At 72.0% G+C, this 12,642-nt stretch carries 11 protein-coding genes; 9 read left to right on the top strand and 2 right to left on the bottom strand.

Annotation, left to right across the window (positions count from 1 at the left end):
* Positions 1–22: 22 nt before the first annotated feature.
* Positions 23–415 (bottom strand): tautomerase family protein, encoded by a 393-nt coding sequence (locus RF644_RS11060; RefSeq protein WP_368796561.1) that lies wholly within the window; start codon positions 413–415, stop codon positions 23–25.
* Positions 416–692: 277 nt separating this feature from the next.
* On the opposite strand from RF644_RS11060, the gene RF644_RS11055 reads away from it, so the two are divergent.
* The 7 genes from RF644_RS11055 (at position 693) to RF644_RS11025 (ending at position 9,158) form a co-directional block, all read left to right on the top strand.
* Complete coding sequence (locus RF644_RS11055) at positions 693–1,652, top strand: sugar phosphate isomerase/epimerase (RefSeq protein ID WP_017832725.1); 960 nt, start codon at positions 693–695, stop codon at positions 1,650–1,652.
* 34 nt (positions 1,653–1,686) lie between these two features.
* Positions 1,687–2,613, top strand: a complete 927-nt coding sequence (locus tag RF644_RS11050) for a sugar phosphate isomerase/epimerase family protein (RefSeq protein ID WP_368796559.1) — start codon at positions 1,687–1,689, stop codon at positions 2,611–2,613.
* Positions 2,610–3,596 (top strand): 5-dehydro-2-deoxygluconokinase, encoded by a 987-nt coding sequence (gene iolC / locus RF644_RS11045; RefSeq protein WP_126349894.1) that lies wholly within the window; start codon positions 2,610–2,612, stop codon positions 3,594–3,596. Before RF644_RS11050 ends, iolC begins: the two co-directional genes overlap by 4 nt.
* Complete coding sequence (locus RF644_RS11040; protein ID WP_035926938.1) at positions 3,593–4,531, top strand: hypothetical protein; 939 nt, start codon at positions 3,593–3,595, stop codon at positions 4,529–4,531. The genes iolC and RF644_RS11040 overlap by 4 nt, the downstream gene beginning before the upstream one ends.
* Positions 4,528–6,483: a 3D-(3,5/4)-trihydroxycyclohexane-1,2-dione acylhydrolase (decyclizing) gene (gene iolD / locus RF644_RS11035; protein WP_368796558.1), complete on the top strand. Its 1,956-nt coding sequence runs from the start codon at positions 4,528–4,530 to the stop codon at positions 6,481–6,483. The genes RF644_RS11040 and iolD overlap by 4 nt, the downstream gene beginning before the upstream one ends.
* Before the next feature lie 12 nt (positions 6,484–6,495).
* The gene (locus RF644_RS11030; RefSeq protein WP_368796556.1) at positions 6,496–8,031 is read left to right on the top strand and encodes a CoA-acylating methylmalonate-semialdehyde dehydrogenase; all 1,536 of its coding nucleotides are present in this window, start codon (positions 6,496–6,498) and stop codon (positions 8,029–8,031) included.
* A gap of 89 nt (positions 8,032–8,120) precedes the next feature.
* Entirely contained in the window at positions 8,121–9,158 is a 1,038-nt protein-coding gene (locus RF644_RS11025) for a Gfo/Idh/MocA family protein (RefSeq protein WP_368796555.1), read from the top strand.
* A gap of 102 nt (positions 9,159–9,260) precedes the next feature.
* On the opposite strand, the gene RF644_RS11020 is transcribed toward RF644_RS11025, so the two are convergent.
* Positions 9,261–10,268, bottom strand: a complete 1,008-nt coding sequence (locus RF644_RS11020; protein ID WP_368796553.1) for a LacI family DNA-binding transcriptional regulator — start codon at positions 10,266–10,268, stop codon at positions 9,261–9,263.
* Between the two features lie 191 nt (positions 10,269–10,459).
* Here RF644_RS11020 and RF644_RS11015 point away from each other — a divergent pair, with 191 nt between their 5' ends.
* Together RF644_RS11015 and RF644_RS11010 are read left to right on the top strand one after the other, a co-directional pair.
* The gene (locus RF644_RS11015; RefSeq protein WP_368796552.1) at positions 10,460–11,638 is read left to right on the top strand and encodes a Gfo/Idh/MocA family protein; all 1,179 of its coding nucleotides are present in this window, start codon (positions 10,460–10,462) and stop codon (positions 11,636–11,638) included.
* A complete protein-coding gene (locus tag RF644_RS11010; RefSeq protein WP_368796551.1) occupies positions 11,635–12,642 on the top strand; it encodes a sugar phosphate isomerase/epimerase family protein in 1,008 nt (335 codons plus the stop codon). The genes RF644_RS11015 and RF644_RS11010 overlap by 4 nt, the downstream gene beginning before the upstream one ends.

Below are 12,642 nucleotides of genomic sequence, written 5' to 3'. Positions count from 1 at the left end.
GTGCTCCGGGCCGGCCGAGGAGTCAGAGCCGGCCTTCGAGGAACTGCGCGACGCCCTCGCCGAAGGACCAGTCCTCGCGGGTGTTCTCGGTGACGGAGACGATGAGGTCCTGCGGGTCCAGCCCGGTGCGTGCGCGGAGGCGGTCGGCCAGAGCCCGGTACATGGCCTGCTTCTGGGCCTCGCTGCGGCCCTGCTGGACCACCTGGACGATGACGAGGTCGTCGGTGCGGGTGAGGCCGAGGCCGGTGTCCTCGGCGATGATCTGGCCGGGCCGGTGCTCGGTGATGATCTGGTAGCGGTCGCGGGGCGGGGCCGCGAAGGTGTCGAGCATGACGTCCTGCACGGTGTCGGCGAGCTCGCGGAGCTGTTCGGGGGTTCGACGGTCTTCGGTGACGTCGATGCGCACGAGGGGCACGGGTGGGTCCTTCCGGTGGATGGCACGTGGTGGACGACTGTTCCACCGTACTCGAAGCTATGTTAACACATTACGACAAATAGAGGACGTGGTCGGCGTCCCTTCGTACCTTCGGTGGCCTCGAACCGGGTTCCAGGGATCGCCCGGCGCGCAGTTAGACGGTATGTCTTTACAAACTGACCTGATGTCGTATTCTGGTTGTGATCCGGACCACTGATCGGCCGGGCGCACGGGATCCGCACCGTGACGCCGGTCCAGCACCAGAAAGCAGGTCACCATGGCGCAGCAGAGCGCGACCTCCACGACCGCCGGCGCGGCGGCGCAGCAGCAGAACCCCGTCCTCATCGGCACCGCCCCCGACTCCTGGGGCGTGTGGTTCGCCGACGACCCGAAGCAGACCCCCTGGGAGCGCTTCCTCGACGAGGTCGCCGAGGCGGGCTACTCCTGGATCGAGCTGGGTCCCTACGGCTACCTGCCCACGGACCCCGCCCGGCTCGCCGACGAGCTCGCCCAGCGCAACCTGAAGGTCTCGGCGGGCACCGTCTTCACGGCGTTCCACCGCGGCGCCGGCCAGTGGCAGGAGGCGTGGGAGCCCGCGCGGAAGGTCGCCGAGCTGACCGCAGCCATGGGCGGCGAGCACATCGTGGTGATCCCGGCCATGTGGCGGGACGACGTGACGGGCCAGGCGCTCGAGAACGAGCACCTGAGCACCGAGCAGTGGAACGCGCTGTGCGAGGGCCACGACCGGCTGGGGAAGGTGCTGCGCGAGGACTTCGGTCTGCAGCAGCAGTTCCACTCCCACGCCGACTCCCACGTGTGCGGCCAGCCCGACATCGAGACCTTCCTGCAGCGCACCGACCCCGAGCTGGTCACCCTCTGCCTGGACACGGGCCACGCCGAGTACGGGGGAGCGTCCTCCGTGGACCTCATCCGCCGCTACCCCGAGCGGATCGGCTACCTGCACCTGAAGCAGATCGACCCCGTGGTCCTCGAACGCGTGCGCCGGGAGAACCTGACCTGGGCCGCGGCCAACCTCGCCGGTGTCATGGTCGAGCCGCCCGCCGGTCTGCCGGACCTCGCGGAGGTCATCGCAGAGGTGGAGAAGCTGGAGCGGCCGGTCTTCGGCATCGTCGAGCAGGACATGTACCCCGTCTCCTCCTTCGACGTCCCGCTGCCCATCGCCACCCGCACGCGCTCCTACCTGCTGGGCTGCGGCTCCCGCACCCGCGTCCGCTGACCCGTCCGCGCACCACAGACCTGGAGATCCGCCCATGAAGATCGCCCTCGATCCCACCCCGTTCCACTCCACCCACTCCCTGCTCGAGTTCCCGCAGCTCGCCGCGGACCTGGGCTACGACCACCTGCAGCTCACGCCGCACGCCGACTTCCTGCCCTTCTTCCACCACCCCAAGGCCGACGACCGGCTCGTCGCGGACCTGCGGGCGGCCTGCCGCGCCGCCGGGGTGCAGATCGCCTCCGTGCTGCCCGTGCTGCGCTGGTCCTCCCCGGACCCCGACGCCCGTGAGGCCGCCGTGCGGTACTGGAAGCGCGCCATCCGGATGACGGTGGACCTCGGGGTGCAGCAGATGAACACCGAGTTCTCCGGCCGGCCCGAGCTGTCCGAGGAGTCGGAGCGCGCGTTCTACCGCTCCATGGAGGAGCTGCTGCCGCTCGTCGAGGCGGAGGGCGTGCACATCGCGATCGACCCGCACCCCGACGACTTCGTGGAGCAGGGCCTGGCGGCGTGGCGGGTGATCCGGGGCGTGAACTCCCCGAGCCTCGGCTTCGCCTACGTGGCCCCGCACACCTTCCACATGGAGGACGCGCCCCTGGACATCATGGCCGCGGTGGGCGACCGCCTGCGCGTGGTGCACGTGGCGGACACGATGGACCACCACCGCTCGCACGGGCTGCGCTACATCACCAACCCTCCGGGCAACGCGGCCCGGGTGCACCAGCACCTGAAGATCGGGGACGGCGACGTCGACTGGGACGAGTTCTTCGGCGGGCTGGCCGCCAACGGCTTCCTGGACCGGGCGGACTCCGTGATGGTCTCCTCGGTCTTCGCCGAGGACGAGAGCGCGATGGAGGTCTCCCGCTACCAGCTGGCCCAGATGACCGAGCGCGCCGAGGCGGCCCGGAAGGCCGCCGCCCGCACCCCGCAGCACACCGAGCAGAGGACGGAGGCCCACGCGTGAGCTACGACGTCGTGACCCTGGGACGCATCAGCGTCGACATCTACCCCGACGACGTGGGCGTCGGCCTCGAGGACGTGACCACGTTCCGCAAGTACCTCGGCGGATCGCCCTCCAACGTGGCGGTCGCCGCGGCCCGCCACGGCGAGTCCACCGCGGTGATCACCCGCACCGGGGACGACCCGTTCGCCACCTTCCTGCACCGCGAGCTCACCCGCTACGGCGTGGACGACCGGTTCGTGAGCGCCGTGCCGGGTCTGCAGACCCCCGCCACGTTCTGCGCGATCCGCCCGCCGGAGGACTTCCCGCTGTACTTCTACGGACGCTTCCCCACGGCCCCGGACCTGCAGATCCGGCCCGAGGAGATCGACACCGAGGTCGTGGCCGACACGCGGATCCTGTGGTCCACCGTCACGGGCCTGTGCCAGGAGCCCAGCCGGGCGGCGCACTTCGCCGCCCACGAGGCCCGTCCCCGCGAGCAGCTGCGGGCCGACCAGCACACGATCCTGGACCTCGACTACCGGCCCATGTTCTGGGACACCGAGGAGGACGCCCGCGCGCAGGTCCACGAGCTGCTCCAGCACGTGACCATCGCCATCGGCAACGACAAGGAGTGCGCGGTGGCCGTGGGGGAGGGCACCCCCGACGAGCAGGCCGACCGGCTGCTGGAGGCCGGCGTGCGGATCGCCGTCGTCAAGCTCGGCCCCGAGGGGGTCATGGCCAAGACCCGCGACGAGCGAGTGGTCTCGGCCCCCGTCCCCGTGGAGACCGTCAACGGCCTCGGCGCCGGCGACTCCTTCGGCGGGGCCTTCTGCCACGGCGTCAACCAGGGCTGGAGCCTCGAGCAGGTCCTCGACTACGCCAACGCCTCCGGCGCGATCGTGGCCTCGAAGATCTCGTGCTCCGACGCCATGCCCACCCCCGCCGAGGTCTTCCAACTGCTGCGCGAGCGCGGCCGCGCCGTACCCGAAGGAGCCACCCGATGACCACGACAACCCCCCTCGAGCTCGACACGGCGGACCCCCGCCGCTACGAGCACCTGACCCGGGTCCGGCTGGAGGACCCGCGCGCCGTCCAGCGCGCCGCGGACTCCCGCCGTCGTCACCCCGGACCCGTGCACGGGCGGCAGAACTTCGTCGTCGCCGCCGACCACGCGGCCCGCGGCGCCCTGCGGGTGCGCGGCGAGGCCGACGCCATGGCCGACCGGCGCAGCCTGCTCGACCGGCTGCAGATCGCCCTGGCGGACCCCCAGGTGGACGGCGTGCTCGCCTCCCCGGACGTGCTGGACGACCTGCTGCTGCTGGGGGCGCTCGAGGGCAAGCTCGTCTTCGGCTCCATGAACCGCGGCGGACTGCCGGGCCTCGTCAACGAGATCGACGACCGCTTCACGGGGCACACCGCCGAGGCACTGGACCGGATCGGCGCCGACGGCGGCAAGATGCTCACCCGCATCTGCTTCGAGGACCCGCACACCACCTCCGTCCTGGAGAACACCGCCAGGGCGGTGGACTCCCTCGCCGCCCTCGGCCTCATCGCGATGGTGGAGCCGTTCATCTCCCGGATCACCGGCACCGGCATCGTCAACGACCTCTCGGCCGACGCCGTGATCCAGTCCGTGGCGATCGCCCAGGGCCTCGGCGGCACGTCGGCGCACACGTGGATGAAGCTGCCCGTGGTCGAGGACATGGAGCGCGTCATGGCGGCCACCACCCTGCCCACGGTCCTGCTGGGCGGCGACCCGAGCGGCCGGCCCGATGAGGTCTTCGCGACCTGGGAGGCCGCCCTCGCGCTGCCCGGCGTGCAGGGTCTGACCGTCGGCCGCACCCTCCTCTACCCCGAGGACGGCGACGTCGCCGGCGCCGTGGCCACCGCCGCGTCCCTGCTCAAGGGGCACACCGTCGAGGAAGGAGCCGCCCGATGAGCACCCGCACCCTCTCCGTCTCCCAGGCGCTCGTGGAGTTCCTGGCCAACCAGTGGACCGTCGACCGGATCGGTGCCGAGGAGTACCGGCAGCGCACGATCCCGGGCATGTTCGGCATCTTCGGGCACGGCAACGTGGCCGGGGTGGGCCAGGCCCTGAAGCAGTACCAGGCCCAGGACCCCGCCCTGATGCCCTACTACCAGGGCCGCAACGAGCAGGCCCAGGTGCACCAGGCCGTCGGCTACGCCCGGCACACCCGGCGCCGGGCCACCTTCGCGGTGTCCACCTCGATCGGCCCCGGTGCCACCAACATGGTGACCGGCGCCGCCCTGGCCACCACGAACCGGCTGCCCGCGCTGCTGTTCCCCTCGGACCAGTTCGCCTCCCGGCGCCCGGACCCGGTGCTCCAGCAGCTCGAGCGGCCCGACGCCAACGACATCACCGTCAACGACGTCTTCCGGCCGGTCAGCCGCTACTTCGACCGCGTCTGGCGGCCGGAGCAGCTGTTCTCGGCGCTGCTCAACGGCATGCGGGTGCTCACGGACCCGGCCGAGACCGGCGCCGTGACGATCGCGCTCCCGCAGGACGTGCAGGCCGAGCCGCTCGAGGTGCCCGAGGAGTTCCTCGCCCCCCGGGAGTGGCGGATCCGCCGGCCGGCGCCCGAGGAGGAGGACGTCCGCGCGGCCGTCGCGGCGATCCGCGCGGCCGAGCGGCCCGTGGTCATCGCCGGCGGCGGGGTGCACTACTCCTTCGCCACCGAGGCGCTGGCCGAGTTCGCCGAGACCACCGGGATCCCCGTGACCTACACCCAGGCGGGCGTGGGGGTCATGGACTGGGACCACCCGCTGTGCCTCGGGGCCGTCGGCTCCACCGGCTCCACGGCCTCCAACGCCGTGGTCGCCGACGCCGACCTCGTCATCGGCATCGGCACCCGGTACGAGGACTTCACCACCGCGTCCCGCACCGCGTTCCAGCACCCGGACGTGCGCTTCGTCAACATCAACGTCGCGGCGTTCGACGCCTACAAGCAGGGCACCGCCGTGCCGGTCGTCGCCGACGCCCGCAAGACGCTCGTCGAACTGACGAGGGCGCTCGGCGGGTACCGGGTCGGTGCGGACCTCGCCGAGACCGTCGAGGCCGAGAAGCAGCGCTGGGACGCGACCGTGGACGCGGTGTTCTCCGAGCGGCACCTGCCGCTGCCCAGCCAGAACGAGATCATCGGGGCCGTCAACGAGGCCATGGACGACCGCGACGTCGTCGTGTGCGCGGCGGGCTCGCTGCCCGGTGACCTGCACAAGATGTGGCGGGTCAAGGACGCCTTCGGCTACCACGTCGAGTACGCGTTCTCCTGCATGGGCTACGAGATCGCCGGCGGGCTCGGGGTCAAGCGGGCCGCCGTGGCCGAGGCCCAGCGGGCCGGGACGCCGCAGGACGCGCGCGACGTCGTCGTCATGGTCGGGGACGGCTCCTACCTGATGATGCACACCGAGCTCGTCACGGCCGTGGCCGAGGGGCTCAAGCTCGTGGTGGTGCTCATCCAGAACCACGGCTACGCCTCGATCGGTGCGCTCTCGGAGCAGCTGGGGTCCCAGCGCTTCGGCACGAAGTACCGCTACCTCGACGGGCAGCGGCACAGCTTCGACGACGGCTCGACGCTGCCGATCGACCTCGCCACCAACGCCGAGTCCCTCGGCGTGCGCGTGCTGCGCGTCGAGCCCGGCGAGGGCGTGATCGACCGGCTGCAGGCGGCCGTGGCCGAGGCCAAGGCCGTGCCCGAGGGCTCCGGTCCCGTGCTCGTGCACGTGGAGTCGGACCCGCTGATCGACGCGCCCAGCTCCGAGTCCTGGTGGGACGTGCCCGTCACGGGCACCGCCACCCTCGAGTCCACGAACGAGGCCTACGAGGTCTACCAGCAGCACAAGGCCCGGCAGCGTCCGCTGCTGGGGAACTGAAGGAGGAGTCCCATGACCCAGCAGATCGACAGGACCGACCAGCAGATCCAGCACGTCGAGCACTTCATCGCCGGGGCCCGCACGCCCGGCACCGGTGACCGCACGCAGGAGATCTACAACCCCGCCACCGGGCAGGTGTCCGGCATCCTGCACCTGGCCACCGAGGAGGACCTGCAGACCACGGTGGCCGCGGCGCGGGCGGCCGCCGACTCGTGGGGCGACGTGTCCCTGGCCAAGCGCACCGCCGTGCTGTTCAAGTTCCGTGAGCTCGTGGCCGCCCACACCGACGACCTCGCCGCCCTGATCACCGCCGAGCACGGCAAGGTGCTCTCCGACGCCAAGGGCGAGGTGGGCCGCGGCCTCGAGGTCGTCGAGTTCGCCTGCGGGATCGCCGAGCAGCTCAAGGGGGAGTACTCCGACCAGTTCTCCACCGGCATCGACGTCTACTCCTTCCGCCAGCCCCTCGGCGTGGTCGCGGGCATCACCCCGTTCAACTTCCCCGTCATGGTGCCGCTGTGGATGGCCCCGGTGGCGATCGCCACCGGCAACGCCTTCATCCTCAAGCCCTCCGAGCGGGACCCCTCCCCGGCCCTGCTGATCGCCGAGCTGTGGCAGCGGGCCGGACTGCCGGACGGGGTGTTCCAGGTGCTGCACGGCGGCAAGGAGGCCGTGGACGGGCTGCTGACCCACCCGGACGTGGACGGCATCTCGTTCGTGGGCTCCACCCCGATCGCCCAGTACGTGCACGAGACCGCGACCAAGCACGGCAAGCGCGTCCAGGCCCTCGGCGGGGCGAAGAACCACGCGATCGTGCTGCCGGACGCGGACATGGACTCCGCGGCCGACAACCTCACGGCGGCCGCCTTCGGCTCCGCCGGGGAGCGCTGCATGGCCGTGTCCGTGGCCGTGGCCGTCGGCGAGGCCGCGGACCTGCTCGTGGACAAGCTGGCCGCCCGGGCCAAGGACATCACCGTGGGCAACGGCATGGACGCCTCCTCCGACATGGGCCCCGTCATCACCCCCGCGTCCCGGGACCGCGTGCGCCGGATCGTCACCGCCGCCGAGCAGGACGGCGCGGCCGTCGTCGTGGACGGCCGCGACCTGATCGTGGCCGACCACGAGGACGGCTTCTTCGTGGGCCCCACCGTCCTGGACCGGGTCCGGAAGGACATGGCCGCCTACGAGGAGGAGATCTTCGGGCCCGTTCTCGTGGTGCTGCGCGTGGACACCCTCGACGAGGGCATCGAGGTCATCAACGCCAACCCGTACGGCAACGGCACCGCGATCTTCACCTCCTCCGGCGCCTACGCCCGCCAGTTCAAGCGGCAGGTGACCGTGGGCATGATCGGCGTCAACGTCCCGATCCCCGTGCCCGTCGCCTGGCACTCCTTCGGCGGCTGGAAGGCCTCGCTGTTCGGCGACCACCACATCTACGGGCCCGACGGCGTGCGCTTCTACACCCGCGGCAAGGCCGTCACCGAGCGGTGGCCCGAGCCGCACCACGCCTCGGGGGCGTCCTTCGCGTTCCCGTCCTCGTCCGACCACTGACCCGCACGCCACCCCGCTCCCGCCGGTCCCCGGACCGGCGGGAGCGCCCCGCACATCCCGCCCCGCAGGGGCGGCGGAAGGAGAACACCATGAACACCCCGCTGCGCGTAGCCGTCGTCGGAGCCGGCCGCATGGGCGCCGACCACATCGAGCGCATCCACCGCCGGATCAACGGCGCCGAGATCGCCGCCGTCGTCGACATCGACCGGGCCCGGGCCGAGGCCGCCATCGCCCACATCCCCGGCGCGGTCGCCCACACCGACTTCCAGGAGGTGCTCGACCGGGACGACATCGACGCCGCCCTCATCGCCACCCCCGGGTTCCTGCACGAGCAGGTGCTACTGTCCGCGATCGAGCACGGGCTGCCCACGCTGTGCGAGAAGCCGCTGACCCCGGACGCGGAGTCCTCCTGGCGCGTGGTCGAGGCCGAGGTGGCCGCCGGCCGGCAGCTGATCCAGGTCGGCTTCATGCGCCGCTTCGACGCGGGCTATCTCGCCCTGCGTCGGATGATCGAGGAGCGGACCTACGGGGAGCTGCTGACCCTGCACCACCAGCACCGCAACCCGACCACCCCGCCCGGGTTCACCAACGAGATGATCATCAACGACTCCGTGGTGCACGAGTTCGACGCCGTGCGCTTCTTCACCGGGGAGGAGATCACCTCGGTCCAGGTCCGGATCGGGCGCTCCACCCGCAACGCCCCGGAGGGCCAGAAGGACCCGCAGCTGGTGCTGATGGAGACCGAGTCCGGGATCCTCGCCCAGGTCGAGGCCTACGTCAACGCGCAGTTCGGCTACCAGGTCGCCACGCAGGCGTCCTTCGAGACGGGCGTGGTGGGCATCGGCGGCGACAGCGAGCCCTACGTCCGCACGGCCGGCACCTGGGGCGGCAGCGTCACCCCGGGCTTCGAGGAGCGCTTCGTCGAGGCATACGACCGCGAGATCCAGGCGTGGGTCGACGCCGCCGCGCGCGGGCAGATCGGTGGCCCCTCGGCATGGGACGGCTACGCCACGGCCGCGTGCTGCGAGGCCGGCGTCCGGGCGCAGGCCAGCGGGGAGATCGTGCCCGTGCGGATGCAGCCCAGGCCGGAGCTCTACAGCACGGCACCGGTGGCCGCCCGCGCCTGAGCGGCAGCGGGGGCCGGCGTCAGGGCGCGGCGGGGCGACGGCCCCGCCGCGCCCTGACGCGTCTCCCCGGCGCGGCGGCGGGGCGCTCGCAGGGCCCCGCCCTCACCCGGTCGCGCGGGCTGCCGCCGTGGAGCCGCGGACGACCAGCTCGGGCTCGAGCAGGACCGCCGCCCCCGTGTCCGGGCGCCCGCCGATCCGGGCCACCAGCCGCTCGGCGGCCACCGCGCCGATCTCCGCGTTGCGGCTGTCGACGGTGGTCAGCCGCAGGAGATGGGTGGAGGCGATGGGGGAGTCGTCGTAGCCGACCACCGAGAGCTCCTGCGGCACGCGCATTCCGCGCTCACCGGCCGCCGCGAGGGCCCCCATGGCCATGGTGTCGTTGGCGGCGAAGACCGCCGTGGTCTCCGGAGCGGCGTCGAGCAGGCGCACCGCGGCGGCGTAGCCGTCCTCCTCCGTGGTGGCACCGTGCCCGGTGACGGTGCGGGGCTCGAGGCCGGCCGCGGCCATCGCCGCCGCGAAGCCCTCCGCCCGCAGCCGGGCCGCTCCGCCGCCGCCCGTGAGGTGGCCGATGCCGCGGTGGCCGAGGCCGATCAGGTGCTCCGTCGCCAGGCGCGCGCCGAGCCGGTCGTCGTTGGCGACGACCTCGGCACCCGGCACCACGCCCTCCCGGTGGCCGGCCACCACGACGGGCAGCCCCTCGGGCACGCGCATGGCCCCGGTCGGCTCGGTGGCGATCACCAGCCCGTCGACGCGCATCGACAGGAAGCCGTCCAGCGGGTGCGCCTCCACGTGCGCGTTGAGCGTGTGGTCGGCGACCGCGATGCGCAGCCCGTGCGGCGCCAGGCCCTCCTGCAGACCGCGCAGCAGCTCCACGAACCACAGGTTCCGCCAGTCGTCGATGACCACCCCGATGGTGCGCGTCGTCGCCCCGGCCAGCGCCGCGGCGGCCTGGCTGGGGCGGTAGCCCAGCCGCTCCACCGCCTCCAGGACGGCGGTCCGCCGGGCCTCCGAGACGCTGGGGGAGCCGCGCAGGACGAGGGACACCAAGGACTTGGAGACGCCCGCGCTCCGGGCGACGTCGTAGATGGTGGGCGGTCGAGTGTTCACCACAGCATTGTCCCCGATCGCTCTCCCGAATTTGTCCTGACAAATCTCTTGACCCGGTCCGCGGAAGATCCTACGCTCGTTGGAGCGCTCCAATCGTGACCGGTGCCACAGGGCCCGGAGCGACGGCTGCTCTTCCTTCGTGTTCGTCCCGTTCCCGAACCGTCCTCGTCCCGTCCCCAGTCCAGGAGAGAAGCATGACCGACAGCATCGGCATCGCCGTCATCGGCGCCGGCATGGCCGGCCAGGCCCACGCGGCCGCCTACCGCGTGGCCCCCACGCTCTACGACCCCGTCCTGCCCCCGCTGCGCTACGTCGCCATCGGCGACGTCAACGAGACGCTGGGGGCTCACGTGGCCCGCCGCTACGGCTACGAGAAGGCCCTGGGGTCCTGGGAGGCGGTCGCGGAGGACCCGGAGATCGACGTGGTCAGCGTCGTCATCGCCAACCGCTTCCACCGCCGGGCCGTCGAGGGCCTGCTGGAGGCCGGCAAGCACGTGCTGTGCGAGAAGCCGCTCAGCGACACCCTCGAGGACGCCCGCGCCATGGCCCGGGCCGCCGAGCAGGCGGACGCCGTCGCCCGCATCGGCTTCACCTTCCGGCGCACCCCCGGCATCGCCGCGATCCGCGAGCTGATCCAGGGCGGGACGCTGGGGAAGGTCCTGCACTTCAGCGGCCGGTACTGGACCGACTACGGCGTGAACCCCAAGGCGCCCATGAGCTGGCGCTACAAGGGCGGCCCCGGTTCCGGGGCGCTGGCCGACGTCGGCAGCCACCTGGCCTACGTCGCGGAGTTCCTCTGCGGTGACGTCCGCTCCGTGAGCGGCGGCCGGCTGGCCACGGCCATTTCTGAGCGGCCGCTGCCCCTGGGCGCGGTGACCGGCCATGACCTCGTGGAGGTCAGCGACGACTACGAGCCGGTCGAGAACGACGACTACGCCGCGTTCTCGGCCGAGTTCGCCACCGGCGCCGGCAGCCTGGAGGTCTCCCGGGTGGCGGCCGGGCACCCCAACACCCTGACCTTCGAGGTGTTCTGCGAGAAGGGTGCCGCGCGGTTCAACCAGCTGCGCCCGGCCGAGATCGAGCTGTTCCTCACCGACGGGCCCGAGGCCACCAACGGCTATCGCACCGTCAACCTCGGCCCCGGCCACGCCTACCTGTCGCAGGGACTGGCCATGGACGCCCCCGGCGTCGGGTTCGGCCAGAACGACGCCTTCGGCTACCAGGCCCGCGCCTTCCTCGAGGAGGTAGCTGGTCTCGAGGAGTCCGTCTCACTGCCCCGCAACGCCTCCTTCGCGGACGGCGTGCACAACATGGAGATCCTGGAGGCGGCCGTGGAGTCGGCCACCCACCACGGAAAGAAGGTCGTCCTGTGAAGCTCGGTGTCTACAACGCGATCCTGCACGACCGGTCCCTGCCCGAGGCGCTGAAGGTCATCGCGGACCTCGGCCTGACCGGTATCGAGATCAACACGGGCGGGTTCCTCCCGGCCGTCCACGTCCCGGACATGGACCAGATCCTGGAGAGCGACGCCGCCCGCGACGACTACCTGGCCGTCTTCGAGGGCACCGGCGTCTCGATCGCCGGCCTCAACTGCAACGGCAATCCGCTGCACCCCAAGCGTGCGATCGGCGAGAAGCACGCCGAGGACATCCGCCGCTCCATCCGGCTGGCCGAGCGGCTGGGCCAGACCCGGGTGGTGACCATGTCCGGGCTGCCCGGCGGGGAGCCGGGGGCCACGGTGCCCAACTGGATCGTCAACGCCTGGAACTCCGCCTCCCTGGACGTCCTGGACTACCAGTGGGGCCTCGTCGCCGACTTCTGGCGGGAGATCGACCGGATGGCCGCCGACCACGGCGTCAAGGTGGCCCTGGAGCTGCACCCGCAGAACGTCGTGTTCAACACCGCCGACGTCCGCAAGCTCGTCGACCTGACCGGCGCCACGCACGTGGGCGTCGAGCTCGACGCCTCGCACCTGTTCTGGCAGCAGATGGACCCGGTCGCCGTGGTCCGCGAACTCGGCCCGCTGATCCTCCACGCGGCCGCGAAGGACGTGCGGATCAACCAGGAGAACGCCGCGCTCTACGGTGTGCTGGACAACAGCTTCCGCCGCCTCGCGCCCGAGGAGGACCGCACCAACCTCGGCGGCGACGAGTGGGCCAACGAGTGGCCGAAGGACTCCGCGTGGGACTTCGTGGCGCTGGGCCGCGGCCACGACACCGCCTACTGGGCCGAGTTCCTCACCGCGCTGCACGAGGTCGACCCGGACATGGCGGTCAACATCGAGCACGAGGACGTCTCCCTGGGCCGGATCGAGGGCCTCGAGATCGCCGCCGGCGTCCTGAAGGACGCCGCCGCGTCCGTCGGCGCCCTGCGCTGA

Origin of the sequence: Kocuria sp. CPCC 205258 (genome assembly GCF_040981005.1) — a bacterium.
In the GTDB taxonomy this organism is placed as follows: domain Bacteria; phylum Actinomycetota; class Actinomycetes; order Actinomycetales; family Micrococcaceae; genus Kocuria; species Kocuria rosea.
This window is presented reverse-complemented; position numbering and strand designations above follow the sequence as displayed.

What these genes read in the sequence shown, in the direction of transcription:
- RF644_RS11055 (WP_017832725.1), top strand. Translation starts at nt 693, where the DNA reads ATGGCGCAGCAGAGCGCGACCTCCACGACCGCCGGCGCGGCGGCGCAG.
- RF644_RS11050 (WP_368796559.1), top strand. Translation starts at nt 1,687, where the DNA reads ATGAAGATCGCCCTCGATCCCACCCCGTTCCACTCCACCCACTCCCTG.
- RF644_RS11040 (WP_035926938.1), top strand. Translation starts at nt 3,593, where the DNA reads ATGACCACGACAACCCCCCTCGAGCTCGACACGGCGGACCCCCGCCGC.
- iolD (WP_368796558.1), top strand. Translation starts at nt 4,528, where the DNA reads ATGAGCACCCGCACCCTCTCCGTCTCCCAGGCGCTCGTGGAGTTCCTG.
- RF644_RS11030 (WP_368796556.1), top strand. Translation starts at nt 6,496, where the DNA reads ATGACCCAGCAGATCGACAGGACCGACCAGCAGATCCAGCACGTCGAG.
- RF644_RS11025 (WP_368796555.1), top strand. Translation starts at nt 8,121, where the DNA reads ATGAACACCCCGCTGCGCGTAGCCGTCGTCGGAGCCGGCCGCATGGGC.
- RF644_RS11015 (WP_368796552.1), top strand. Translation starts at nt 10,460, where the DNA reads ATGACCGACAGCATCGGCATCGCCGTCATCGGCGCCGGCATGGCCGGC.